The organism is uncultured Stenotrophomonas sp., assembly GCF_945952405.1.
Classification (GTDB): Bacteria; Pseudomonadota; Gammaproteobacteria; order Xanthomonadales; family Xanthomonadaceae; genus Stenotrophomonas.
Genome location: NZ_CAMFIA010000008.1, coordinates 25,974 through 51,133, shown reverse-complemented (window position 1 = coordinate 51,133; position 25,160 = coordinate 25,974). Strand labels below are relative to the sequence as shown.

At 67.3% G+C, this 25,160-nt stretch carries 24 protein-coding genes; 11 read left to right on the top strand and 13 right to left on the bottom strand.

Annotated elements, in window-relative coordinates; translation table 11 throughout:
- Positions 1–42 precede the first annotated feature (42 nt).
- Positions 43–294, bottom strand: a complete 252-nt coding sequence (locus tag Q0P60_RS10280; protein WP_294992247.1) for an accessory factor UbiK family protein — start codon at positions 292–294, stop codon at positions 43–45.
- A gap of 155 nt (positions 295–449) precedes the next feature.
- Between Q0P60_RS10280 and Q0P60_RS10275 the strand changes: the two genes are divergently transcribed.
- Positions 450–788: a P-II family nitrogen regulator gene (locus Q0P60_RS10275; RefSeq protein ID WP_005411374.1), complete on the top strand. Its 339-nt coding sequence runs from the start codon at positions 450–452 to the stop codon at positions 786–788.
- A 101-nt stretch (positions 789–889) separates the two neighbouring features.
- On the opposite strand, the gene Q0P60_RS10270 is transcribed toward Q0P60_RS10275, so the two are convergent.
- Together Q0P60_RS10270 and Q0P60_RS10265 are read right to left on the bottom strand one after the other, a co-directional pair.
- Positions 890–1,549 carry an RIO1 family regulatory kinase/ATPase gene (locus Q0P60_RS10270; RefSeq protein WP_294992242.1) on the bottom strand — a complete coding sequence of 220 codons (660 nt, stop codon included), beginning with the start codon at positions 1,547–1,549 and terminating at the stop codon, positions 890–892.
- A gap of 198 nt (positions 1,550–1,747) precedes the next feature.
- A complete protein-coding gene (locus tag Q0P60_RS10265) occupies positions 1,748–2,749 on the bottom strand; it encodes an alpha/beta hydrolase (RefSeq protein WP_294992239.1) in 1,002 nt (333 codons plus the stop codon).
- A gap of 175 nt (positions 2,750–2,924) precedes the next feature.
- Between Q0P60_RS10265 and Q0P60_RS10260 the strand changes: the two genes are divergently transcribed.
- Positions 2,925–3,830 carry an aspartyl/asparaginyl beta-hydroxylase domain-containing protein gene (locus Q0P60_RS10260; RefSeq protein WP_294992667.1) on the top strand — a complete coding sequence of 302 codons (906 nt, stop codon included), beginning with the start codon at positions 2,925–2,927 and terminating at the stop codon, positions 3,828–3,830.
- 122 nt (positions 3,831–3,952) lie between these two features.
- Here the strand turns inward: Q0P60_RS10260 and speE are convergent, their stop codons facing one another.
- A complete protein-coding gene (gene speE / locus Q0P60_RS10255) occupies positions 3,953–4,804 on the bottom strand; it encodes a polyamine aminopropyltransferase (protein ID WP_294992236.1) in 852 nt (283 codons plus the stop codon).
- Positions 4,805–4,994: 190 nt separating this feature from the next.
- Between speE and speA the strand changes: the two genes are divergently transcribed.
- Positions 4,995–6,884, top strand: coding sequence for an arginine decarboxylase (speA, locus tag Q0P60_RS10250; RefSeq protein ID WP_294992233.1), 1,890 nt, complete (start codon positions 4,995–4,997; stop codon positions 6,882–6,884).
- A gap of 37 nt (positions 6,885–6,921) precedes the next feature.
- Complete coding sequence (locus Q0P60_RS10245) at positions 6,922–7,242, top strand: DUF6122 family protein (RefSeq protein ID WP_294992230.1); 321 nt, start codon at positions 6,922–6,924, stop codon at positions 7,240–7,242.
- A gap of 117 nt (positions 7,243–7,359) precedes the next feature.
- Here the strand turns inward: Q0P60_RS10245 and Q0P60_RS10240 are convergent, their stop codons facing one another.
- The 3 genes from Q0P60_RS10240 to Q0P60_RS10230 are packed head-to-tail and all read right to left on the bottom strand — an operon-like array spanning position 7,360 to position 9,625.
- Positions 7,360–8,679 carry a HAMP domain-containing sensor histidine kinase gene (locus Q0P60_RS10240; protein ID WP_294992227.1) on the bottom strand — a complete coding sequence of 440 codons (1,320 nt, stop codon included), beginning with the start codon at positions 8,677–8,679 and terminating at the stop codon, positions 7,360–7,362.
- Complete coding sequence (locus Q0P60_RS10235) at positions 8,676–9,335, bottom strand: response regulator transcription factor (RefSeq protein WP_294992224.1); 660 nt, start codon at positions 9,333–9,335, stop codon at positions 8,676–8,678. The genes Q0P60_RS10240 and Q0P60_RS10235 overlap by 4 nt, the downstream gene beginning before the upstream one ends.
- Positions 9,335–9,625 (bottom strand): PepSY domain-containing protein, encoded by a 291-nt coding sequence (locus Q0P60_RS10230; protein WP_294992221.1) that lies wholly within the window; start codon positions 9,623–9,625, stop codon positions 9,335–9,337. Before Q0P60_RS10230 ends, Q0P60_RS10235 begins: the two co-directional genes overlap by 1 nt.
- Before the next feature lie 150 nt (positions 9,626–9,775).
- Between Q0P60_RS10230 and Q0P60_RS10225 the strand changes: the two genes are divergently transcribed.
- Positions 9,776–10,210, top strand: coding sequence for a PepSY domain-containing protein (locus tag Q0P60_RS10225; RefSeq protein WP_294992218.1), 435 nt, complete (start codon positions 9,776–9,778; stop codon positions 10,208–10,210).
- Between the two features lie 151 nt (positions 10,211–10,361).
- Here Q0P60_RS10225 and Q0P60_RS10220 read toward each other — a convergent pair whose 3' ends face one another.
- The 3 genes from Q0P60_RS10220 to Q0P60_RS10210 all read right to left on the bottom strand — a co-directional run bounded on the left by Q0P60_RS10220 (position 10,362) and on the right by Q0P60_RS10210 (position 12,684).
- On the bottom strand, positions 10,362–10,844 hold the full coding sequence (locus Q0P60_RS10220) for a hypothetical protein (RefSeq protein ID WP_294992215.1): 483 nt from the start codon (positions 10,842–10,844) through the stop codon (positions 10,362–10,364).
- A gap of 126 nt (positions 10,845–10,970) precedes the next feature.
- The gene (locus tag Q0P60_RS10215) at positions 10,971–12,176 is read right to left on the bottom strand and encodes an FAD-dependent oxidoreductase (protein WP_294992212.1); all 1,206 of its coding nucleotides are present in this window, start codon (positions 12,174–12,176) and stop codon (positions 10,971–10,973) included.
- A 13-nt stretch (positions 12,177–12,189) separates the two neighbouring features.
- Positions 12,190–12,684, bottom strand: coding sequence for a lipocalin family protein (locus Q0P60_RS10210; RefSeq protein WP_294992209.1), 495 nt, complete (start codon positions 12,682–12,684; stop codon positions 12,190–12,192).
- A 182-nt stretch (positions 12,685–12,866) separates the two neighbouring features.
- Between Q0P60_RS10210 and Q0P60_RS10205 the strand changes: the two genes are divergently transcribed.
- Both Q0P60_RS10205 and Q0P60_RS10200 read left to right on the top strand, forming a co-directional pair.
- Positions 12,867–13,115 carry a hypothetical protein gene (locus Q0P60_RS10205; protein ID WP_294992206.1) on the top strand — a complete coding sequence of 83 codons (249 nt, stop codon included), beginning with the start codon at positions 12,867–12,869 and terminating at the stop codon, positions 13,113–13,115.
- 87 nt (positions 13,116–13,202) lie between these two features.
- Positions 13,203–15,632, top strand: coding sequence for a DUF3772 domain-containing protein (locus tag Q0P60_RS10200; RefSeq protein WP_294992203.1), 2,430 nt, complete (start codon positions 13,203–13,205; stop codon positions 15,630–15,632).
- A 519-nt stretch (positions 15,633–16,151) separates the two neighbouring features.
- On the opposite strand, the gene Q0P60_RS10195 is transcribed toward Q0P60_RS10200, so the two are convergent.
- Positions 16,152–18,257 carry a phosphoglycerol transferase I gene (locus Q0P60_RS10195; RefSeq protein ID WP_294992200.1) on the bottom strand — a complete coding sequence of 702 codons (2,106 nt, stop codon included), beginning with the start codon at positions 18,255–18,257 and terminating at the stop codon, positions 16,152–16,154.
- A gap of 243 nt (positions 18,258–18,500) precedes the next feature.
- The gene (locus Q0P60_RS10190) at positions 18,501–20,192 is read right to left on the bottom strand and encodes an AarF/UbiB family protein (protein ID WP_345780325.1); all 1,692 of its coding nucleotides are present in this window, start codon (positions 20,190–20,192) and stop codon (positions 18,501–18,503) included.
- 200 nt (positions 20,193–20,392) lie between these two features.
- Between Q0P60_RS10190 and Q0P60_RS10185 the strand changes: the two genes are divergently transcribed.
- Positions 20,393–21,319: a DUF808 domain-containing protein gene (locus tag Q0P60_RS10185; protein WP_294992194.1), complete on the top strand. Its 927-nt coding sequence runs from the start codon at positions 20,393–20,395 to the stop codon at positions 21,317–21,319.
- Between the two features lie 145 nt (positions 21,320–21,464).
- Here the strand turns inward: Q0P60_RS10185 and Q0P60_RS10180 are convergent, their stop codons facing one another.
- A complete protein-coding gene (locus Q0P60_RS10180) occupies positions 21,465–23,003 on the bottom strand; it encodes a GGDEF domain-containing protein (protein WP_294992190.1) in 1,539 nt (512 codons plus the stop codon).
- A gap of 105 nt (positions 23,004–23,108) precedes the next feature.
- Here Q0P60_RS10180 and Q0P60_RS10175 point away from each other — a divergent pair, with 105 nt between their 5' ends.
- The 3 genes from Q0P60_RS10175 (at position 23,109) to Q0P60_RS10165 (ending at position 25,073) form a co-directional block, all read left to right on the top strand.
- Entirely contained in the window at positions 23,109–23,744 is a 636-nt protein-coding gene (locus tag Q0P60_RS10175; RefSeq protein WP_294992187.1) for an NAD-dependent dehydratase, read from the top strand.
- Positions 23,744–24,451, top strand: coding sequence for a WYL domain-containing protein (locus Q0P60_RS10170; RefSeq protein WP_294992184.1), 708 nt, complete (start codon positions 23,744–23,746; stop codon positions 24,449–24,451). Before Q0P60_RS10175 ends, Q0P60_RS10170 begins: the two co-directional genes overlap by 1 nt.
- 235 nt (positions 24,452–24,686) lie before the next feature.
- Complete coding sequence (locus tag Q0P60_RS10165) at positions 24,687–25,073, top strand: VOC family protein (RefSeq protein ID WP_294992181.1); 387 nt, start codon at positions 24,687–24,689, stop codon at positions 25,071–25,073.
- The last annotated feature ends 87 nt before the right edge of the window (positions 25,074–25,160 follow it).

The window sequence follows — 25,160 nt, the reverse complement described above, 5'->3', positions numbered from 1 at the left end:
GGGAAATAATCTGAAGGTGGGAGGCGCAGTGCGCCTCCTTTTTCATTCGGCGGTGCCGCGGCCTTCCAGCTCGCGCACGGCCTGTTCCAGCGCATCCAGCTTCTGGCGGGTCTTCAGCAACACGGCGCGCTGCACTTCGAACTCCTCGCGGGTGACCAGGTCGAGCTTGGCCAGGCCGGCCTGCAGTGCACTCTTGAAGGTGGCCTGCAGTTCCTCGCGCGATTCGCGCAGGCCCGGCGGCACCAGGTCGCTGAGGCGACGGGCGAGGTCATCGATTTGATTCAGGTCGATCATGGGGTGCTCCGTGGGGTAGGGCCCGTGCATCCGGCGCGGGCAGGCCGATCGGGCACAAGGATACTGCCGGCACCCACCGGCCGGACAGGCTGCAGCGGCTTCGCATGGGCCGCGTTCAGGCGCTATCCTCCACGCCGGAATACAGGAGATCGACGATGAAGATGGTCATGGCGGTGATCAAGCCGTTCAAGCTCGACGACGTGCGCGAAGCGCTGGCCGAGCGTGGGGTCACCGGGATCACGGTGACGGAAGTGAAGGGCTTCGGGCGCCAGAAGGGCCATACCGAGCTGTACCGTGGCGCGGAGTACGTGGTCGATTTCCTGCCGAAGGTGAAGCTGGAAGTGGCGGTGACCGATGACCAGGTCGAAGCGGTGGTCGAGGCCATCGTGAAAGCGGCCGGCACCGGCAAGATCGGCGACGGCAAGGTGTTCGTGTACGACCTGGGCAGCGTGGTACGCATCCGCACCGGCGAGCTGGACGCGGACGCGCTGTAAACCTGCTTTTCGTAGAGTCGAGCCATGCTCGGCTGCATGTCGCGCGATGCAGGAAGAGCGGTCGAGCAAGCTCGACTCCTACCGGTGAAGCGGAGCGGCGCTTACCGCCGCTTCGCCCACGCATAGAACCGCTTCCAGCGTTGGCGCACGGCGGCCACCCAGCCGGGGTCCGCGACCAGCGCGGCCTGCGCGGCACTCGGTGCCAGGCCGGTCACGCGCTGGCGGATCTTCAGCAGGTTCTTCATGTCGCTGCGGCGCATCTGCCGGCTCAGCGGGTTGCGACGCAGCCAACGCGGTGCGCGCCAGGCCGAGGTGAAGTCCAGCAGCACCGGCACGCCGCCACTGACCACCACGTTGGTGCCATGCAGGTCGTTGTGGGTGATGCCGGCCGCATGCAGGCGGCTCAGCGCCTGCTGCAACTGCTCGAACACTTCGTTGCCGACCGCCTGGGCGCTGCTCAGGGTCTGGCCGGGAATGAACTCCATGCCCAGCGCCAGGCCGCCGAGGGTGCCCAGCAGGGCGGGGGCGTGTTTCCAGCCGCCGAGGCGCTGCAGCATGCGCGCCTCGCGCCGGACCATCAGCCGTGCGACGAGCGACAGCGGGGTGCCACGATAGCGGGAGTAATCCTTGATGACGGCTTCGCGTCCGTCCAGGCAGGTGCGGTAGACGTCGGGGGCCAGGAAGCGTTCGCCGCGCTTGAGCAGCAGCGGTGCCGCGGCGTCATCGCCGCAGGAGGAGGGAGGTATTGCGGGGAGGTACATGTCGGGGTCTCGGACGACCCGGTGGGTGGCGCTGAGCGTCAAGCGAACCGGTAGTGCGGGGGAATACTAAATGTTTTGTTAATTTTAGTACTCGCCAGTTTGCTATTCCACGATTTGTCGGAGAAATGTCGGCGCCGCCGCTGGAACAGTTCGTCACGCATATTCGGACAATACTGTCTCACTTGCCATTTTCGCCTTTTACATCATTGACTTGGACACGGGTTCCGTGGCCAGACGCTGGACAAACGGCAACAGCGCATCACGTAGCTGGTCCAGGCCAGGCTGCTCAATGGGGAAGTGGCCGCAGCCCTCCAGCGACACCTGCTGCTTCGGCGCCGCCAAACGCCGGAAGAAGCGATCGCTGATCGCCATCGGCGTCCAGTCGTCACTGGCCGGGTGCACCATCAGCACCGGACAGCGCTGGAACTGCTCCGGTTCCAGCGCCGGGGCGCTATCGAACAGCGAGGCCAACAGGCCCAGCGGCACACGGTTGCCACCGCCCAGCGGGTCGGCACACACCAGTGCGGTCAGGGCGGGGTCGTGCGACATCCGCTGCATGTGGGTGAACCAGCGCACCGGTACGCGCAGGCCGCGGGTCAACCGGCTCAGCGGTCGCAAGGCTGGCAACAGGGCCCGCATCCACGGCCGCCGGACCAGGGCAGCCTGCACGACCGGATCGCGCGGATCGGCGAGGGTGGTGACCACCAGCCCACGTACCCACGGCGATTCGGCGGCGACCAGGTAGGCCAGGTAACCGCCGATGCTGGCACCCAACAGGATCATCGGGCGGCAACGGCGCTGCTGCTCGGCCTCGATCAGGGCCAGCAATGCCAGCTTCCAGACGCGGTAATCGATCGCGCTCCAGGGTGCTGCACTCAGGCCATAGCCGGGCAGATCCGGCGCCAGAACTTCATGGCCTGCGGCAGCCAACCCCGCCGCCAGGGGCGCGAACATGCGCCCATAGCCCCCGGCGCCATGTACCAGCAGCACGGTCAGGCCGGCATCGGGTGGCCCATGGCGGTCCATCCGCAGCGTGCCGCCGCCCCACCTGAACGGCTCGCTGCGCGGCGTGGCGGCGGGTTGGCCGGCGAAGAAGTCCGCATAGCGGGCGCTCAGGGCGGGGTAGGGATCGGTGTCGAGTGCGGCCATCGCGCCAGTGTAGGTCAGCTGTTCAGCAACGCGACGATGAACCGGACGCACGGGTAACTTGACCCCGGTGCACCGGCTGCGGACCATAAGCTGTTAACCCGCGACATCGGCGGCCGCCCCTCTCCGGCACGTCCCCGTCCCCTGCCGCGTCCCCCACCGGTGCTGGCCGCCAGGCCGTGCATCGCCCCGTTTCCCGTTCCGGCCGCGGCTGGAGGAAAGTGTTTTGATCATCAAAATCGTACTTGCAGCGCTGTTCGTGGCCTGCGTGCTGTACATCCACTTCCGTGGCAAGGTCCGCGCGCGCTGGTCGCGCCAGCTGCTGGATCATTCCAGTTTCATGGCCCCGATCAACGTGGTCATGTACATGTTTTCCAAGGTGCCGACCACGCCGTTCCTGGACCCGGGCAAGGAGTTCCCGCAGCTGGAACCGCTGCGCCAGAACTGGCAGATGATCCGCGACGAGGCGCTGGCACTGCGCGACGCGCAGAAGATCGCCGCCTCCAGCACCTTCAACGATGCCGGCTTCAATTCGTTCTTCCGCCGTGGCTGGAAGCGCTTCTACCTGAAGTGGTACGGCCCCTCGCACCCGTCGGCGAAGGCGATGTGCCCGAAGACCACCGCGCTGCTGGAGTCGCTGCCGGACGTGCGTGCGGCGATGTTCGCGCAGCTGCCGTCGGGCAGTGAACTGCGCCCGCACCGCGATCCGTTCGCCGGTTCGCTGCGCCTGCACCTGGGCCTGGCCACGCCCAACCATGACGGCTGCTACATCGAAGTGGACGGCATCAAGAAGAGCTGGCGCGACGGTGAGTGGATGATGTTCGACGAGACCTACATCCACCATGCGCACAACGAGACGCCGGATGACCGCGTGATCCTGTTCTGCGACATCGCCCGCCCGCTGCGCTTCGGCCTGCCGGGGCTGTTCAATCGTGCGGTGGCGGCTACGCTGCTGGCCGGTGGTGCCTCGCCGAACCTGCCGGGCGACCCGACCGGCGGCGTCAACAAGGCCTTCGGCAGCGTCTACAAGGTACGCCTGAAGGCCAAGGCGCTGCGCGAGCGCAGCGTGGTGGCCTACCAGCTGATCAAGTGGGGCCTGGTGGTGGCGGTGATCGCGGGCATCTGGGCGCTCTGATTCCTGCCTTGCATGAGGTTGCCGGCCAGCGGCCGGCACTACCGGAACATGAAAAACCCGCGCTGTTGCCAGCGCGGGTTTTTGTTTTGCATCGGTGGGTGCCGACCGTGGGTCGGCACGCCTTACTTCAGCGCCGCCTGCACGAACGGCGGGGTCACCAGCACGCCGGTGTGCAGCGCAGCGGTGTAGTACAGGGTCTCGAAGGTCTTGGCGGCCGAGTCGGCCTGGCGGAAGTCGAAGCTGCTTTCGCCCTTGCGCGCCAGGGTCACGCTCCACCAGCCGGTCGGGTAGCACGGCTGCGGGAACGGCAGGGTCTTGAACGAGCCGAAACCGGCCTTGCCCATCTCGGCGCGCATCTCGTTGATCAGCGCCAGCTGCATCAGCGGCGATTCGGACTGCTGCACCAGGATGCCGTCGTCCTTCAGGGCCTTGAAGCAGCTGGCGTAGAACGCCTTGTTGAACAGGCCTTCACCCGGGCCGACCGGATCGGTCGAGTCCACGATCACCACGTCCACGCTGCCGGCCGGGCAGTTGGCCATGTAGGCCACGCCGTCGTCGAACAGCAGTTCGGCGCGGGCGTCGTCATTGGAATCGCACAGTTCCGGGAAGTGCTTGCGCGCCATCACCGTGACCTGCTCGTCGATGTCGCACTGGGTCACGCTCTCCACGCCCTTGTGCTTGAGCACTTCGCGCAGGGTGCCGCAGTCGCCGCCACCGATGATCACCACGCGCTTGGGCGCGGCGTGGGTGAACAGCACCGGGTGGCTGATCATCTCGTGGTAGAAGAAGTTGTCCTTGCTGGTCAGCATGATGGCCCCGTCGATGGTCATCAGGTTGCCCCAGTCGGTGGTCTGGAAGATCTCGATCTTCTGGAACGGCGACTGCACCTCGTCCAGCTTGCCGGTGATGCGGTAGCCGATGGCCGAGCCGGTGCGCTCGAAGTGTTCGATGTACCAGTTGTTGCTGTCAGTCATTGAAAACAGTCCTGTTCGGAGGGGTGAAGCCGGGCTGGCGGGCGGGGCCGCGTGGCACAGATGCCACATCCGGACGGATCGGCCCGTTCAGGTTGAAACCTGTCACGGGCGCGGGCGCGCATGATAACGAACCTGTGGGCATATAGGCGTTATCATGCCCCCCCTTTTATTGCCAACAAGGCCGACTGAAATGACCGATTGGTCCCTCGACCAAGCCCGCAAGACCTACTCGATCCCGCATTGGGCGGACGGTTACTTCGACGTGGATCAGGCCGGGCACATGGTGGTGAGACCGACCGGGGCAGACGGCCCGGTGGTTTCGCTGCCCAAGGTGGTCGATGCCGCGCGCGCGGCCGGTGCCAAGCTGCCGCTGCTGGTGCGCTTCCCGGACATCCTCGGCCAGCGCCTGGGCAAGCTGCAGGCGGCCTTCGCCCAGGCCCAGCAGGACTGGGAGTACAGCGGCGGCTACACCGCCGTGTACCCGATCAAGGTCAACCAGACCCGCGGCGTGGCCGGCACCCTGGCCAGCCACCACGGCGAGGGCTTCGGCCTGGAAGCGGGCAGCAAGCCCGAGCTGATGGCGGTGCTGGCGCTGTCGCGCCCGGGCGGCCTGATCGTCTGCAACGGCTACAAGGACCGCGAGTACATCCGCCTGGCCCTGATCGGCCGCAAGCTGGGCCTGCAGACCTTCATCGTCATCGAGAAGCCGTCCGAACTGAAGCTGGTACTGGAAGAATCCAAGGCGCTGGACGTGAAGCCGGGCCTGGGCGTGCGCATGCGCCTGGCTTCGCTGGGCGCCGGCAAGTGGCAGAACAGTGGTGGTGACAAGGCCAAGTTCGGCCTGTCGCCGCGCCAGCTGCTGGACCTGTGGAAGTCGCTGCGTGACACCGAGTACGCCGACTGCCTGAACCTGCTGCATTTCCACATGGGGTCGCAGATCTCCAACGTGCGCGACATCGCCAACGGCATGCGCGAAGCGACCCGTTACTTCGTGGAGCTGTCGCGCCTGGGCGCGAAGATCACCCACGTCGATGTCGGTGGTGGCCTGGGCGTGGACTATGAAGGCACCCGTTCGCGCAGCTTCTGCTCGATCAACTACGGCCTGCATTCCTATGCCAGCAACATCGTGCAGCCACTGGCCAATGCCTGCGAAGAGTTCGGCCTGACCCCGCCGCGCATCGTCACCGAGTGTGGCCGTGCGATGACCGCGCACCACGCGGTGCTGATCGCCAACGTCTCGGAAGTGGAAGAGGCGCAGGAAGGCCGGGTGCCGGACCAGCACGACGATGAGCCGGCGGCGATCCGCCACCTGCGCGAGATCCACGACGAGCTGGACGTGCGTCCGGCGGTGGAACTGTTCCAGGAGGCGCAGCATTTCCATGCCGAAGGCCTGGCCAGCTACGCGCTGGGCCAGATCGACCTGCCGCAGCGTGCGCGCATCGACGACCTGTTCTATGCCATCGCGCACGGCGTGCGCGCGCGCCTGAGCTACGACGAGAAGAGCCACCGCCCGGTGCTGGATGAGCTGAACGAGCGCCTGGTCGACAAGTACTTCGTCAACTTCAGCGTGTTCGAATCGATCCCGGATGTGTGGGCGATCGACCAGGTGTTCCCGATCGTGCCGATCGAGCGCCTGGACGAAACCCCGGATCGTCGCGGCATCATCGCCGACATGACCTGCGACTCGGACGGCATGGTGGAAACCTATGTCGAGAACGAGAGCCTGGACAGCTCGCTGCCGCTGCACAAGATGAAGCCGGGCGAGAGCTACCGCATCGGCTTCTTCATGGTCGGCGCGTACCAGGAAATCCTGGGCGACATCCACAACCTGTTCGGCGACACCGATGCGGTGGAAGTGCTGGCCGATGCCGATGGCTATGCCATCACCCAGCAGCGCCGTGGCGATACCACCGACGTGATGCTGGACTACGTGGGTTACCGCCTGGACGAGCTGCGCGCGACCTATGCGCAGCGCGTGGCCGCGGCCGAGCTGTCGCCGGAACGTGCGCAGGAGCTGTCGGAGGCGCTGGAAGCCGGCCTGACCGGCTACACCTACCTGTCCGACGAACCGCTGGTCTGATGCAGGGCGCCGGGCCTGCCCGGCGCCACGCCTGCCGATGAGCGCCCGCGCGATCTTCCATCTGTTCCTGCATGCCGCCGTGCCAGCCCTGCTGGCATGGCTGTTCTGGCGCAAGCGTTTCGCCTCGGCCTGGCTGCTGATGCTGCTGGGCTGGATCATCGACCTGGACCACCTGCTGGCCGATCCGATCTACGCGCCGAACCGCTGCAGCATCGGTTTCCATCCGCTGCATACCGCACCGGCGATCGCGGTCTACGCCGGCCTGTGCGTGCCGAAGAAGACGCGGCTGCTGGGTATCGGCCTGATCATCCACATCGTGCTGGATGCGATCGACTGCTGGTGGATGCACCACCGTTGATGCCTGGGGGATGCCGACCTTGGTCGGCGCGTTTGATGCGTGTCGACCCAGGTCGACACCTACCGGGGGCGCGTGAACCGGTAGCGCCGGGCCATGCCCGGCGAGCGCAGCGGTGCGTCACCCCGCCGGCAACCACACCGTAGCCCGCAAACCCGGCGCCGCATTTTCCAACGCCAACCGTCCGCCATAGCTGGCGGAGACATCCCCTACGATCGCCAGGCCCAGCCCACTGCTGCCCTCGCGCTCATCCAGCCGCACGCCGCGCTGGGTGACCCGTTCCAGCGCGTCTGCAGCCAGCCCGGGGCCGTCGTCGCGTACCTCGATGCGCAACTGCCCGTCGCTGGCTTCCGCTTCGACCGTGACCCGCTGTTTCGCCCAGCGCCCGGCGTTGTCGAGCAAATTGCCCAGCATCTCCTCCAGATCCGCACTGGCACCGGCGAACTGCAGCGCCGGATCGATACCCTCGGCCGTGAACGTAATGCCACGTTCACCATGCACGCGTGCCATCAGCCGGGACATCGCCTGTGCGACTGCCGCCACGCCGGCGCGCTGGCGGTGGTCTGCTGCCAACCCTGCGGCCAGGTAACGGTCGACACTGGCCTGCATGCGTGCACTCTGCTCGCGCACGGTGGCACGCCAGTGCGTGCCATCGCCGTCCGCTTCGGTGGCCAATACGCTCAACGGTGTCTTCAGCGCATGCGCCAGATCCTGTGCACTGGTGCGCGCACGCGCGACCATGCGTTGCTGGTGGTCCAGCAGCGCATTGAGTTCTTCACCCAGTGGTGCGACTTCCGCGCCCAGCTCCTGCGTGTTGATGCGCTGCGCATCGCCGCGCCGTACCCGTTCCAGCTGCGTACCGAGGCGATGCAACGGGCGCAGGCCGAACTGAACCTGACTGACCAGCACCGCCAGCCACGCCGCAACCAGTACGCCCAGGGCGATGGCGGTGCGTTTGCGGAACGCAGCGACATCCGCATCCAGCGTGCTGCGATCGGTGGCGACCACGGCCAAGAACGGCTCGCTGGCGCGGGGCAGGCGGACCTGCTGCACGCGTGCGCGCAGGGATTGCTGCAGCGGTCCGGGCAGATTGCGCGTGGCTGGCCCGATAGCCGGTGCCGGCAGGGTTTCATCCCACAGCGAGCGCGACTGCAGCAGCACGCGGCCATCGGCACCGGCGATCTGCCAATAGGCACCGGAGAACACGCGCAGGAAGCGCGCGTCATTGGGTTCCTGGCGCAGGCGCAACTGTCCTTCCGCATCCACTTCGGCCTGTGCGATCAGGGTCAGCATGTCCTGTTGCAGTTCGTGGTCGAGGCGGTCACGCGCGCTGCGCTTGAACAGTTCGCCCAGCAGCGCACTGGCCAGCAGCGATACCAGCAGCAGGCCGATGCCGCCGGCCAGCAGCAGGCGCCACCGCAGCGACGGTTGCCGGTTCATGGCGCAGCCAGCCGCCAGCCCTGGCCGCGCACGGTCTGGATCAGGTCGGTGCCTAGCTTGCGGCGAACCCGTCCCAGCAGCACATCCAGTGCGTTGGAGTCCGGGTCATGGCCGCCGTCGAATACCTGTTCGCCCAGCCGATCCCGGCCGATCACCTGTCCACTGTGATGGATGAAGTAACTGAGCAGGCGAAATTCCTGCGGGCTGAGTGGCAGCGCGTGGCCATCCAGTTCAAAGCGGCCTGCGTTGACGTCCAGTTGCAGCGGACCGCAATGCAGGCGCGGGCTGGCGTGGCCATGGCTGCGGCGGATCAGGGCGCGCAGGCGCAGCACCAGTTCGTCAGCCTGGAACGGTTTGGTCAGGTAGTCATCGGCGCCGGCATCGAAGCCGGCCAGCTTGTCGTGCCAGCGTCCACGGGCGGTCAGCACCAGCACCGGGAAGCCGCGGCCGTTGCCGCGCCAGCGCTCGATCACGCTCAGTCCATCCAGGCCGGGCAGGCCGAGGTCGACGACGGCCGCCTGCAGGTCTTCGATCTGGCCGATCTCCTCGGCCTGGCGACCGTCGGCGACTACTGCCACCACGTAGCCGGCCTGTTCCAGCAGCGGCACCAGGCGCTGTGCCAGTGCGGCATCGTCTTCGGCCAACAGGATGCGCATCAGTCGTCGAGCTCCGTCTTCAGCAGCTTTCCGCTGCGCGCATCATAGTCCAGCTCCACCACCACACCGTCGCCGCGCAGGATCTCCACCTCGTAGACGCCGTCGTCCAGCTCCACTTCCAGCAGTTGGCCCGGAAAGCGCTTGAGTGCATCGCGCACCACGCTTTCCAATGGTACGTAGCGCCCCTGCTGCACGGCGCGGCGCGCGACCTGCTGCGCCGGGTCCTGTGCGGGCGCGGCGGCGGTCGGGGCGCTGACGAGGGCCAGCAGCAGGGGCAGGGTGGAGAGCATCGGGGCGCGGGGAGGGCTGGAGGAACAGGCGTGAGTGTGCCGGGGGTGACTAACAGCTGGCTAACAGGGCCGGCTAAGGCGCTGTTAACCACGGGGTGCAGTGTGGCGTTGCCGGGATGGTCCGGCCACAAACACGAACAGGAGAACCCCATGTTGAAGTCGCTCACCCTCGCCACTGTTGCGCTGCTGGCCGTCGCACCGGCCGCACAGGCCGCACCGCTGGGCATGGCCCAGGTCGAGCAGGCCCTGCGCAAGGCTGGCTACACGCAGATCCACGAAATCGAGCGCGATGATGGCCTGTGGGAGGCTGACGTGAGCCGTGCCGATGGCCGCTTCAGCGAGGTCTACGTCGATCCGAAGACCGGCGAGATCTTCGACGAACACAGTGGCCGCGCACTGCTGGATACCCCCCAGGTGCTGGAGCGGGCAAAGGCACACGGCCTGCGCGACATCCACTCCCTGGAACGTGACGGTGCGACCTGGTCGCTGGAAGCCCGCAATGCCCGCAACCAGAAGGTGGACGTACGCCTGAGCGGGTACGACGGCCGGATCCTGCACAGCGAGCGTGATGGTTGGCTGGATTGACGAACGGGTAGCGCTGGCTGCTGGCCGGCGACCCATGATCCTTCCTGAACCAGGAAGTCGCCGGCCAGCGGCCGGCGCTACCGCAGGTTCGGCAGCGGATACATGTTCCCGTGGTGGCCGACCAGGGTCGGCCCGTATCCCGCAGGTGGCGTTACCAGCCAAACGGCGGCGGGTAGTCCCAGTAGCCCGGGCCGCGCCCGTAATAGCCGCCATACGGGCCGAAGAAGCCCGGACCCTTGCCCTCGCTCACGTGGATGTTGAGGTTGACCCCGTGGGTCTTGCCTTCATCGGTGGTGTAGTTCTTGCTGAGGTTCAGCGTGGCCGCGTTGTAGTGGCTGTTGCCACCATTCTTGGAATAGCCGATGCCGGTGGTGAAACTGCCGGATACCTTGACCTTGTCGTCGGTGACGTCGGCGATCTTGGCATCGTCGTGCACGCGCGGGCCGGTCTTGTCGCCGTAGAACGTCCCCGGCGGGTCCTGCTGCAGGGTGGGGTCGTTGAGATAGCGCATCGGCGCCTGCGGCAGCGACAGATCCAGGCCCGCCGCCTGCGGCGCGGTGGCGCCGGCAGCGGACTGGGCCAGCACGGTTCCCGGCAGGGCCAGGCACAGCAGCAGGGTCAGGGGGCGGATCATGACAGCGCTCCAGCGGACGGGTGGCCGCGCAGCACGCGGCGGTACAGGCCGACGCTAGCAGGGGCTGCTTGAATGATGCCTGTCGGCGCCGCGTCGCGGTAGAGCCCGGCCATGCCCGCCGGCAGGCTACAGCCGGGCGAACCCGAACAGGCCTTCCAGCGCGTGCCTGCGCCTCTCGATCCGCGCCCGCAGCAGCTGCGCGCCGATCATCGAATAGGTGATGCCGTTGCCGCCATAGGCCATGGCGAAGTGCACCCGCGCTCCCCATTGCTGGTGCGGGCCGAAGAAGGGCAGGCCATCTGCGGTCTCGGCGAAGGTGCCGGCCCAGGAGAACGCGGGTACCGGGTCCAGCCTCGGGAACCAGTGCCGCAGCTGCTTCATCAACTTGCCGGCCTTGGCCTCCACGCGGCGGTCGCGGCGCGCTGGAATGTCGATGGCGTCGTCCAGGCCGCCGACCAGCAAGCGGCGCTCACCGGTGGCGCGCAGGTACAGGTAGGGGCGCGCGCTTTCCCACACCATGGTGCGCTGCAGGCGGCCCAGCACGTCGGCATCGATGGGGTCGGTGATGAAGGCGTAGCTGCTACGGTTGCGCGCGACCCGTTGCTGCAGCCAGCCCTGGTTGGCATAACCCATCGCCAGCACGACGTGGCGGGCGTGGACCGTGGCACCGGCCTCGGTGAGCGCGCGGACGCCACGCGTCCCGGTCGCCAGCGAATGCAGTACGGTGCGGTCATGCACCTGGCCGCCGCGGCGGCGCACGCGTTGCAGCAGTGCATAGGTCAGGCGATAGGGATCGACCCGCGCGGCCCGGCGGGTCAGCAGGGCGCCACCGGCCTCCACGTCGAAGCCTGCCTGCAGCGCCTCCGGGTCCAGCCAGCGAGCGTCCAGGCCGATTCCGCGCCGCGCGGCACCCTCGGCCATCAGTCGCGGTACGTCGCGCCGGCGGCTGGCCAGGTACAGGCTGTCCATCCGCCGGAAGTCGACATCCAGCCCGCGTGCCACCTCGGCCAGTGCCGGAATCGCGTCCGCGCAGGCCCGGTAGGCCTGCGTGGCAGCATCCTGGCCGTAGCGCTGTGCCAGTTCCAGCAGATGGGTGTCGATCTCGTACTGCAGCAGCGCGGTGCTGGCGGCAGTACTGCCCCAGCCGATATCACGCTGCTCGATGACGGCCACGTCATGGCCATGCGCGGACAGTTCATGGGCGACCAGGGCGCCGGTGACGCCGCCACCGACCACCAGCACATCGCAGCGCAGGTCCTGCTGCAAGGGCGGGAAGGCGTGGATCAGGCCATTGCGCACCGCCCACCAGGGGTAGCCACTCTTCAGGTCCATGGGCGGCGGCGGCTCAGGCGGTGGGATGGCCGGTATGCGGGGTCTTGATCAGTTCGGACAGATCGAAGCCCTGCAGCCGGGCGGTCGCCAGATAATGGTCCTGCACGGTCGCGTCCAGCCGGGGTTCGCGGGCCAGCAGCCACAGGTATCGGCGGTCCGGGCTGCCGACCAGTGACACGCTGTAGTCGGGTGCCACCTGGATCACCCAGTAGTCGCCCTTGGCGAACGGCAACCAGCGCAGGCCCTTGGGCAGGAAGCTCACCTCCAGCCGCGCGCTGTCATTGTCGACCGGGCAGGCCTCGCCATTGGCTTCCTCGACCTCGCCGTCCATGCGGCAGCGGTTGGTGACGCCGACATTGCCGTTGTCGAGCAGGCTGTAGTGCGCCGACACGTCGGTGCAGCCTTCCGGCTCGTGGCGCATCGGCAGGCGCGCGATCTCATACCAGGTGCCCAGGTAGCGGGGCAGTTTGAGGTCGGCGACGGTCTTCAGCGGCGGATGGTCGGTCATCGGTGTTCGTGGCTGGGGCGAGCCTCCACGATGCCGATGGCCTTGCCATGGGCGGGTGAAGCCGGGGCGATGGCCGTGTCCAGAACGTTGCGTCGCCCCGGCGGAGCGCGCGTTGTCACCGGCGCGGCGGTATCCTGCTGCCAGCGCCGTGTTTTCCTGATCCAACCGAGGTGGAGGTGCCGATGTACCAGGTGATCCTGTTGAAGAGTGAATCCGCGTTCGCACGCGAGCAGTGGCCGCAGGTCGATGACCTGGTCGACTACGAGGGGGTCAGCTACAGCCTGCGCGCCGGCCCGCGCCAGCCGCTGCCCACCGACCATGACTGGCACCCGGTGGCGGTGTATGCGCCCGACGAGATCACCGAGGAAGAGTTCCAGGACTGGTATGCGCTGCAGCAACCCAGCGTGGAAGAGCTGCGCCTGAAGTACTGATGCCGCCGGCGGACAGGCCCGCCCATCCGGCCTTTACCGGCGGTGCCGTATAGTCGCGCGCAGGCGCGGTGGTCCGCGCGAACCGGTGTGGCTGGCTTGTCTTCTTTCCTGCGATCGATCCGTGCACGGGGACCCTGGTGGGTCCTGCTGCTGTGCGCTGCCTTCCTGCTGTCCGCGCCGGTACTGGCCCAGGATGAGGACCCCACGCCGAAGCAGCAGCTGGCGGATATCGACTCCAGGCTGAAGGAGGTCGAGCGCAAGCGTGGTGATGCTGAAGCCATCGAAACGCTGGCGATGCTGTCCGAGAATGCCTCGCAGGCACGGCGCGATGCCGAAGCGCTGGAGAAGGCCTTGCAGCCGCAGCTGGATCGGATCAGCGAGCAGCTGGCGCAGTTGGGTACGCCCGCAGAGGGCACTACCGAGCCGCCTGAACTGGCAGCACAACGACGCACCATCACCCGGCAGCGCGATGGCCTGGCCGCTTCGGTGGCCCAGGCCAAGGCCAGTGCCGTACGTGCGCAGCAGCTGGCGACCGATATCGATCAGCAGCGTGCCGCGCAACGTACCGAAGAGCTGGGGCAGAAGGTCGCCTCGCCGTTGTCGCCTGCGTTGTGGAGCAAGGTCGCCGAGCGCCTACCGATCGATATCGCGAGGGTTGCGCCGTTGGCAGAGCAGGGCCGCGATGCGCTGGTTACCGGCATCCGTGCCAATGGCTGGGGCACGCCGTTACTGGGCCTGGTGGCGGCGTTGGTGATGATGTTCCCGCTGCGGCTGTGGTTGCGCGCACTGGGGCGCCGCTTCGCCGCTTCCGAGCGTGCCCCCGATGGTCGGCTGCGTCGCTCCGGGCTGGCCATGTGGCTGCTTCTGGTGGGTACGCTGCTGCCGGGCTATGCCGTGGTAGTGCTGATGGCGGCACTGGACGCGATTGATGCCATCGCACCACGCCTGCAGGTGGTGGCCGATGGCCTGGAGACCGCCACCTTCCGTGCGGCCTTCATCGCAGCGCTCAGCGCCTGTCTTCTGGTGCCCAAGCGCCCGTCGTGGCGGCTGCTGAACCTGGACGACACCGCCGCACTCAAGCTGCGCAAATATGCCTGGGGCGCCGCAGCACTGGCCTGGTTGAGCACGGTGCTGGTCGCCGTCGACCAGGCCACGCGCACCAGCGATGTCACCACCGTGGCGCTCGACGGCTTGATTGCGCTGACCTACCTGGGCCTGATCATGGCCATGCTGGTGACCCTGGCGCGCCTGCATCGCCGGCAGACAGCCGAAGCCGAGGCCAAACTGGAAGCGCAGGCCGATGGACTCGGTGCGAGCACACCTGTGCGCCGCAGCAGCTGGCTGGTGCTGGCACGGGTGGCAGGCAATGTTGCGGTGGTGGCCGCCATCGTCGCGACCTTGCTGGGCTACCTGAACTTCGCCAAGTTCGTGAACCAGCAGCTGATCAACGGAAGCATCGTGGTGTTGGCTGCGACCCTGCTGTTCAAGTTCGTCGATGACCTGAGCACCTGGATGCTGAATGCTGACAGCAAGGTTGGCCAGACCATCCTGCTCAGCACGGGCTTGAGCGTATCGCGGCTGGAGCAGGCGGGCGTGTTGTTGTCGGCGGCACTGCGCACGATTGTGGTGCTGATCGCACTGCTGGCGCTGGTGGCACCGTTCGGCAACATCGCCGCGGTGGTCGAACGTTTCGCTTCGCTGTTCACCTCCGGATTCGACATTGGCGGAACCAAGCTGGAGCCGGTGCGGATCGTGCTGGCGGTGCTGGTGCTGCTGGCGGGGTTGGCGGTTACCCAGCTGGTGCAGCGCTGGCTGACCGATACCTACTTGCCCAAGACTGAGCTGGATCTTGGCGCACGCAACTCGGTGAGCACGGTTGCCCGCTATGTGGGCATCATCATCGCGGTGATCTGGGCGCTGTCGGCAATGGGCCTGCAGCTGAGCAAGCTGGCCTTGCTGGTCAGTGCGCTGTCGGTGGGCATCGGCTTCGGTCTGCAGGTGATCACCCAGAACTTCGTATCCGGTCTGATCCTGCTGGCCGAGCGGCCAGTGAAGATCGGCGACTGGGTGAAGCTGGGCGACCAGGAAGGCGACATCCGGCGCATCAGCCTGCGTTCCACCGAAATCCAGGTGGGCGACAAGTCGACGCTGATCGTGCCCAACTCCGAGCTGGTCACCAAGACCGTGCGCAACATGACGATGGGCAACAACCAGGGCCGCATCCAGATCCAGTTCGCGGTGCCGCCCAGCACCGATGTCGGCAACCTGCGGCAGGCGCTGCTGGATGCGTATACCGCGCATGCCAACGTGCTGAAGCAGCCGGCACCGACGGTCTACATCGACAGCATTGCCGGCGGCCAGATCACCATCAACAGCTATGCCTACGTCGCCAGCCCGCGGCAGGTCTACGCCACCCGCAGCGATCTGTACTTCAGCCTGCTGCAGATCCTGGCCGAGCGGAACATTCCGCTGTCGACCCCGACCGATATCCATATCACCCGCGATCCGCAGGAGTAGCGGTTTGTTTGCAGGGCTGTGCCCTGCACCCGCAGAGGCCGGAGCAACAGCAAAGGCAACGGCAAAAGCTGATTTCCTGTGGGATGGCGGGGTGGGTCCGGTTGCGGGAGACGCCGTAAACCCGTCCATGGGGGCTTGGCCGCGGCATCCATGCCGCGGACACTCCCGCAACCGGACCCACCCCGCCTTCGACAGATTTCCGCGATCTGTTGGAAATGCGCTTGGGGTCAGATCCGCTTTCCTCCGGAAAACGGATCTGACCCCAGATTGATTTCGATATCTGACAGAAGTGTCGACCAAGGTCGACACCCACCAACAGCACACGGAATCTGTCAAAGGTGGGGCGGTGTGGGGTGGCGGGACCGTTGGCGCCATGGATGGCGCCATCGAGCCCCCATGGATGGGTTTACGGCGTGTCCTGCCACCCCACACCGCCCCGCCAAACCACGGAATGCACGCTTTTGCTGTTGTTGTTGCTTGTGCTTCAGCGGGTGCCGGGCGCAGCCCTGCAAGGAACCCTCATCCCCGCGGCCGGCCGCGCGACGGCACCAGCGCGAAGGTATCCACCGCCAGCTTCTCGGCATGGTTCAGCCACGCGCGGATTTCCAGGTCATCCACTTCGTGGTCCAGCCCGAACGTGACGTTGATCTTGCCGTCGGCATCGGGCTGCACCCACTGCTGCGCCAGCACCACCTTGCGCTGCGAGGACACCGCCTCGATCCAGAAGCCGCGATCCGGGCGCGTGCTCGCCACCAGCTGCAGCATGTACTGGCCGGCGCGGGTACGGCGGCCCTTCTGGGTGATCATGTGCGCCTGGCGCACGCTCGGGCGCGGGCCCTGGAACGCATCCAGCGGCGCATCGACGGCAATGCCGCCGCGCAGGTCGTTGTCGCGGTAGAGCTTGATGCCGTTGTCACGGTTGACCAGCAGGGCACACCAGTCACCATCGGCCGAGCCATCCTCGAATGCGGTGCAGCGATCGACGTAGGCCAGGGTATTGTCCGGGTCGGCATCATCGAACTGGCGCGAGGTGTTCTCCAGGTACACCGACTTCAGGCCCCAGTCCTTGTCGTACTCCAGCAGGACCGGTGGCTGCACGTGCTGCAGGCCGACCACCACCTGGTCATCGCCATCGATCTTCAGTTCGCGGGTCGGTTCGCCCAGCCACAATGAACGGGCGAAGGCCAGATACTGCGGATAGTCACGGCCACCATCGCGCTGCGTTGCGACGCTGGCGCTCGGCGCGCGCTGGCTATCGACCAGCGAACGGCCAAAGCCCATCGTCTTCAGGCTCGGGTCCAGCAGGCTGAGCAGGGTCGCACCCGAATCCAGGGTGGTGCCTGCGTCGGCGCTGAGTTGCTGCGGGGCAACGCCATCACCCAGGAACAGCAGCAGGTTCTCGCGCTTCTGCTGGGCCAGGATGTGGGTCAGATCGTTGGGCATCGCCAGATGGTCGGAGGCAATCACGATCAGCGTGTCCTTGCCGTACGGGCTGGCCTGGATGCGCTGCACCAGCTGCGAGATCAGCCGGTCACTGCACTTGAGCGCGTTGAGCATGTTGATGTTGCCGTACTGGCTCTGGTAGCGCTCGCCTTTGCATGACACCGGCAGGTGACCCGCCGGATGGTGGGTATCCATGGTCAGCGTGGTCAGCATGAAGGGCGAGCCGGCACGCGAGAGCTGCTCGAAGCGCTGGTAGGCGGTATCCAGCAGTACATCGTCGTGCACGCCCCAGGCCGAGTAGTGGATGCGGCCGATCTTCTTCTGCTGTTTGAACCATGCCAGGTCGTGCACTTCATCGAAACCGTGGCTGGCCAGGAACTGGCCCTTGCCGGCGAACTGGCCGTTGGCACCGCCGAGGTAGTGGTTGGTGTAGCCCTGCTGCTTCAGGTAGTCGCCCAGGCACACCGCCTTGGGCAGGAAGCTGCCCATGCGGTCCATGCTGTTCTCATCGCCCTGCGAGGTGGTCAGCGGCACGCCGCACATCGACGACACCAGGCCGGCGATGGTCCAGCCACTGCCTTCGGCCGAGGCCACGCCGCGCACGTCCAGTGACTGGGCGGCGAGGCGGTTGAGATTGGGCATCAGGCCGGGGAAGACGGCCTCGTCCAGGTAGGTGCGTTCCAGGCTTTCGCCGTAGATCCAGACGATGTTGCGCGGGCGCTGCAGTGGCTGCGTGGGCACCTGGTACTCGGGTGCGATGCGCGCGAAGTCGACCGGGCGCAGCTGCTGGTAAAGGCGTTGGCCGTCGCGGGCCAGTGGGCTGATCATGATCGTGGCCACCCACACGGCAGCGAAGCCGGCGAACCAGGCGCCGCCGTGGCCGGGCCGGCGCCAGCGCTTTACCCGCGTGGCGAACAGCGGCAGCAGCGAAACCAGTGCCAGCACCACGAAGCCGGCGATGTAGCCCTTGAAGTCGGAGACGCCGGCGCCTTCCATGTCGGCGCCCAGGTGATACAGGGTGGCGGCGTTGAGCCCGTCACCGGAGAGCTTGTCGATCAGCCACCACGCACTGAGCGTGAGCAGCAGCAGTGAAAGGGAGCCGGCTTTCCACCACACCCACCTGCCGGAGGCGAGCAACAACCAGCACAACAGCAACAACGACAGCAGCAGTATCCAGAGCATAGGCAGCTTCGGCAGTGACGGGGTGGTGGTGATGGACGTCGTACCGACGCGTGTCCATCCGACCGGCGCTGCCGCAAGCACATCCACATGACAGGCCGATGACCCGATAGTGCATGCACGAACCTGACTGAAATGTTTGTTGGAAATGCGCGCGCGAACACATGCCCAGATGGTAAATCGAGCGTGAAAGACCTCGTTGGATTACATTAAAAACCGCATGAATACGGCTGATTGAACGATGCGCTAGCGATGCCCGCGTTCTTCGCGCGCACGTGCACGGCGGTCGAACAGCAGGGCACTGGTGACGATGCCCAAGCCCAGCACCACGCCGATCATCAGCAGCACCAGCGCGATGAGCGGATAGCCGAAAAGATGCCAGCCGGTGTCGATCTTCATCATCATTGCAGCGGCCATGATCAGCGCCGCACTGATGATGCCGGCGGCGACGCGGTTGGCGATCTTCTGCAGGTTCTCCATCAACCGCGACTCTTCCAGCCCGGTCACCTTCATCTGCAGGCGGTTTTCGGCCAGCAGCGCCATGATGTCCGACAGCTTGCGCGGCCCATCGCGCAGCAGTTGCTGCAGCTCCATCGCCTCGCTGGCGATGTTGGCGGCCGACAGTGATTTCTTCAGCCGCGCGCGCATCACGTGCTGCAGCTGGCGCTCGACGATGCGACGCGTATCCAGCTCCGGCGCCAGCAGCCGGCAGACGGTTTCCAGGTTGAGCAGGGCCTTGCCGAGCAGGCTCAGTTCCGGCGGCGTGCGCAGTCCGCAGGCCGTGGCGATGCGGACCAGATCCAGCACCACGCGGCCCTCGGAGAAGCTGCCGCTGGCGGCGTAGCGTGCGATCAGCTGGCCGGTCTCGCGCAGGTAGCGTTCTTCGTCGAACGCTTCCAGCCGCGTGCTGATGCTGATCAGGTCGTCGGCGACTTCCTCGCCACGGCCATCCACCGCGGCGAACAGGATCTTCAGCAGCCGCTCGCGCAGGCGCGGTGGCATGTGCGCGACCATGCCCAGATCGAAGATCGCCAGGCGGCCATCGGGCATCACCCGCAGGTTGCCCGGATGCGGGTCGGCATGGATCTCGCCATGCACGAAGATCTGGTCCAGGTAGCCGCGGATCAGGGCCGCCGCCAACGGGTCCATCGATTGCTCGGTGCGGCGCACATCGGGGATCGCATCCACCCGCACGCCGGTGGCCAGCTCCATGGTCAGCACGCGCTGGCTGCTGTAGTCCCACAGCGGCTGCGGTATCCACAGCCGCCGGAACGGCTTCAGGTGGCGGCCGAAGCGGGCCAGGTTCTCGGCCTCGGCCTGGTAGTCCAGCTCCTGCATCAGCGTCTTGGCGAATTCGTTGAGCCAGTCGCGCAGGCGTACGCGGCGGCCGACCTGGGTCAGGTGGTCGGCGGCAAGCGCGAAGCTGCGCAGTGCCTCGAGGTCTGAACGCAGCTGCGCCGCCACTTCGGGCTTCTGCACCTTCACCGCCACCTGGCGGCCATCGTGCAGCACCGCACGGTGCACCTGCGCGATCGACGCGCAGCCCAGCGGCTCGGGGTCGAATGCGGCGAACAGCTTGTTCACCGGTGCGCCCAGTTCCTGCTCGACAATGGCGTGGATGCGCTCGACCGGGATCTCGGCGACCTTCTCCTGCATGCGCTCCAGTGCCGTGGCGAACTCCACCGGCACCATGTCCGGGCGCGTGGACAGCATCTGGCCCAGCTTGACGAAGGTCGGCCCGAGCGCTTCCAGGTCGCTGACGAACTGTTCCGGATTGCCGTCGGGGGGCACATCGGCGTGGTGGCTGGCAGCGTCCAGGTTCATGCCCGAGAACACCCCCGAATGGCGGTAGCGCATCAGCAGGCGCAGGATCTGGCTGCGCCGGTTCATGCCTTTGACCAGCGGAGGATTGCCAGCGGCGGAGGGCGGATTGCTCAAGCGGAACTCCCATGCGGCGAATACAGGTCGTGCCGGCCGCGGGCCGGCAATGTCCGGAACGGCGCGCTTGCTGGCCAACGGCCGGCACTACCGGATTTCGCAGTGTCGCCGGGGGGCGGTAGGCGTGCGGTGAACCCGATGGCTTCCGCAGTGGCCGCTGGATCGGTCAGAATCCGCTCATTCCCTCTCTTGGACGCCTCATGGCCGGTGCCAGCCTGTTCGCCCTGCTCGACGACATTGCCTCATTGCTGGACGATGTCTCGGTACTGACCAAGGTCGCCGCCAAGAAGACCGCGGGTGTGCTGGGCGACGACCTGGCGTTGAACGCGCAGCAGGTGACCGGGGTCAACGCCAACCGCGAACTGCCGGTGGTGTGGGCGGTGGCCAAGGGTTCGCTGGTCAACAAGGTGATCCTGGTGCCGGCGGCGCTGGCGATCAGCGCGCTGGAGGCCTGGCTGCACAGCCGTGGCTGGAACGTGCCGCTGATCGTGCCGCTGATGATGATCGGTGGTGCCTTCCTGTGCTTTGAAGGCGTGGAGAAGCTGGCACATCGATTCCTGCATTCAGCCGACGACGATGCCGAGCGCCTGGCCGAGCGCCGCAAGGCGCTGGCCGACGGCCAGGTGGACATGGTGGCGTGGGAGAAGGACAAGGTGAAGGGCGCGATCCGCACCGACTTCATCCTCTCGGCGGAGATCATCGTGCTGACCCTGGGCGTGGTCGCCGCCGCGCCGCTGGTCAACCAGCTGGGCACGCTGGCGGTGGTCGCGGTGGCGATGACCATTTTCGTCTACGGCCTGGTGGCCGGCATCGTCAAGCTCGACGACGTCGGCCTGTACCTGTCGCGCAAGGGTGGCGCCATTGCCGCCTTCGGTCGTGGCCTGGTCGCCTCGGCACCGTGGCTGATGAAGTTCCTGTCGGTGGCCGGCACCATCGCCATGTTCCTGGTCGGCGGCGGCATCCTGGTGCACAACGTGCCGGCGCTGCACCACGCGGTGCAGGCGCTGGGCGGCGAGGGCCGCTGGGGCTGGCTGGTCAGCGCGGCGGGCAACATGGTGGTGGGCATCATCGCCGGTGCCATCGTGCTGGCCGCGGTCACCGGCGTGCAGAAGCTGCGCGGGAAATAGGCCGGGTTTTCCCCATGGAGCCGAGCCTGCGCTCGGCTGCCTTGCGCCGCGGCGCTGCCCGGTAGAGGCCGACCCTGGTCGGCGCCTTGCTATCGGCGGGGTCAGGTCCCTTTTCCGTCGGGAAAGCGATCTGACCCCGAGCCCATCAACCCGCGTGCACGCGGTTCTTGCCCTGCCGCTTGGCGGCGTACAGCGCATCATCGGCGCGTCGCAGCAGGGTCTCGACATCGTCGCCGGGCTGCCATTGCGCCAGGCCCGCACTGAAATGCACCGGAACCCGCTGCTCGTGCACGGTCAGCACACGGTGTGCCAATGAACGCTGCAGGCGCTGCACGGTGGCCATGCTGTCGGCCCCCTGGGTTTCCGGCAGCACCAGCACGAACTCGTCGCCGCCCAGCCGCGCAATGCCGTCGGTAGCCCGCAGCAGCAGCTTGCACACGGCCACCAGATGCTGCAGCAGTGCATCGCCACCGGCATGGCCATGCGCGTCGTTGGTCTGGTGGAAATCGTCCAGATCGATCATCGCCACGCCCAGCGGCGAGCCGTTGCGTGCGGCACGGGCCAGCTCGCGCTGCAGCAGTTCGTCCAGCCCGCGGCGGTTCAGCGCCTGGGTCAGCGGGTCGATGCGGGCCAGGTCACCGGCGGCGCGTAGTTCCTGCTCCAGCTCGGCAATGCGTTGTTCCGCGCGCTCCACTTCCTGCCGCGCGTTGGCCAGGTGGTCGCGGGCCTGCGCCGCCTGCTGCTGCACCTTGCCGGTATCGCGCATCACGTCCTGCAGCAGCTGGTTGAGATCGGCGATGCTGCGCGCCTCGCGCAGCTGCAGTGCATAGCTGCCGATGCGGTCGTGGTACTCGCCGGTGCTGGTGGCCATGCCATCCATGCGTTCGATGAACTCGCCCATCAGGCCGCGCATCGCCGCCTTCGAATCGTCGATGCCCTGGCGCAGCAGTCCCTGCTTGTAGATCACTTCGCGCAACTCGGCGCGGGTGCGCTCGACCGCCTCGGCTTCCAGCGGCCCGTCCAGCAGCTGGCGTACCGCGGCAATCTGGCCCTGCAGCCAGCTGCGGTCGTCCAGCAGCTCGCTGACGTTCTCCAGCAGCAGCGCGAACAGTTCCAGCAGCAGCGCCTGCTGCTCCTGCCAGCTCTCGGCGCGTACGCCAACCTGGTGGCCGAGTTCGCGCACCCCTTGTTCGATCGGCTCCAGCGCGGTACCGGGCTGCCATTGGCGCAGGCGCATTGCCAGTGCCTGCGCCTGCTCGCGCAGGTCCGGGTCGTGCTGCAGCAGGGCGACCACCGCGCCGCCCAGCAGCAGCCGCAACTGCTCGGACAGGCGCAGGCTTTCCGGCTGCCCGTCCGGCGAATGCTGTTCGATGGTGCGGATGTACTTGTCGATCAGCTGCCGCATCGCCCGCCCGTAGCGGGGCCAATCGGCGCTGGCCTGTGCCGACTGCAGGCGGTCGCCCATGTCGCCCAGTTCGCCGGGCAGGGTCGCCATGCCATTGGCGAACGCCGCCAGCAGCGGCTCCGGTGCGTCGGCCCCGGCGAACAGCTGCTGCAGGGCTACCCCGCCGCCGCCCTGCAGCACCACGCGGTCGCCCAGCCCATCGTCGACCACCGCGCGCATGCGTGCCGGCGGCCCAAGGGCAGTACCGGGGGCGGGGCGGTGGTCAGGCTGGTCCGTCATCGAGTGAATCCCGGGGCTGGCAGGGGCTGGTTCCAGCATATCGGCGCGGCCGCCGATGGCTTGAACGGCTAGGATGGGCGACAGGATGCCGCAGTGGAGGTGGTGATGCGCGTGATGTTGCTGGGGGCGACCGGCCTGGTGGGCGGACTGGCCCTGCCCATGCTGTTGGGCGACCCACGCTGCACCGCGCTGGTCGCACCCACCCGCCGCCCATTGGCGGCCACCCACGGCAAGCTGCGGAACCCGGTGCTCGCCTTCGATGCGTTGCCAGCCGCGCCGGAGTGGGCGCGTGTGGACGCGGTCATCTGCGCACTGGGCAGCACCCTTGCCCAGGCGGGCAGCCGCGAAGCCTTCCACCGCATCGATCACGACTACCCGCTGGCGTTTGCGCGCGTGGCCCAGGCACAGGGCGCCCGCGCCTACGTACTGAACTCCGCCGCCGGTGCCAATGCGAAGTCGTCGATCTTCTACAGCCGGGTGAAGGGGGAGCTGGAGCGCGACCTGCGTGCGCTGGGCTTCGCCTCGCTGACCCTGGTAAGGCCGGGATTGATTGGCGGCCAGCGCAACGAGGTGCGTCGTGGTGAGCGCCTCGCACTGCATGTACTGGGGGCGCTGGGCCCGGTCCTGCCCAGGGCATGGCGGATCAATCCGGCCACGGTGATCGCCGCGGCGCTGGTGGAGGCCGCACTGGCCCCGCAACCCGGTGAGCATGTGGTGGCCTCGAGCGCACTGGTCGGCTGATGTCACGTGCGCTGCGCCTGACCCAGCTGCTGCAGCTGCTGCGCCGCCATCGGCGGCCGGTGGCCGGCCAGGCGCTGGCCGCTGCCCTGGGCATCAGCCTGCGCACGCTGTACCGCGATATCCAGACCCTGCGCGAACAGGGCGCGGACCTGAGCGGTGAGGCTGGTGTCGGCTACCTGCTGGCGCCGAGCGATACCCTGCCGCCGATGACCCTGCCACCGGCCGAGATCGATGCACTGGTGCTTGGCCTGCGCTGGGTCGCGGCACGTACCGAGCCGGCGCTGGCGGAGGCTGCGCGCGATGCCCTGGCGCGGATCGCGCATGTGCTGCCTGCGGCGCGCCGCGCGTCGCTGCGCGACAGCGGCCTGCGGGTCGGCCCCTCGCGTACGGCAGCTACGGTGCCTGCGGCACGCCTGCAGGCGGTGCGCGAATCGGTCGGTGCCCAGCAGCGGCTGCGGTTCGGCTACGAGGATGCGCAGGGGCGTCGCAGCGAACGCATCGTCTGGCCGTTCGCGCTGGGCTACTTCGACGAAGTGCCGATGCTGGCCGCGTGGTGCGAGCAACGCGGGGACTTCCGCCACTTCCGCCTGGACCGCATCCGCCAGGTACGCAGGCTGGAGGAACGCTACCCGGTGCCGCGCGCCACCCTGCTGCGGCGCTGGCAGAAGGCGCAGGGCATCACGCCGGACTGGCTGGACCGGTCGTAGCGTCGAGCCTGCGCGACGGCGCCTGATGGGATGGGATGGCGCCTTTGCTGTGTGCTCTTTGCGCCTGGTGGATGTCGAGCTTGCTCGACGGCCCTTGATCTTCGCGAACAGCCGTCGAGCTGGCTCGACCTCTACCAGGGCGAGGGCAACAGCCGTCGAGCAGGCGCGATGATGCTGACAGGATCTGTCAGCAGGGTGGGACCATGCTGAGGGCTCCCAACAACGGAGCTTCCCCATGTTCAAGCCCAGTACCCTGCTGCAGTACGTGCGCGATGTCGCCAGCAGCGCGGACTTCTACCGCGGCATCCTCGGCGTGCCGCCGGTCGAGCAGTCGCCCGGCTTTGCGCTGTTCCTGCTCGGCGACGGTGCCGCGCTGGGTCTGTGGCAGCGAGACGACGTGCTGCCGCCGGCGGACGCGCAGGCCGGCGCCGCCGAGCTGGCAATGCTGGTGGCTGATCCCGGTGCGGTGCAGCAGATGCACCATGCGTGGCTCGCACTCGGCGTACGGATCCTGCAGGCTCCCGTCACGCTCGAATTCGGCCATACCTTCGTGGGTGCCGATCCAGATGGGCATCGCCTGCGTGTCTACAGCCGCGCCGAGGGGATGGTCGCGCGCGATTGATCGCACGCATCGTGTAGATCCACGCGATGCGTGGGTGCGGGCCAAAAAAACGCCGGGCAGTGCCCGGCGTCTTTCCGTTCATGTGCC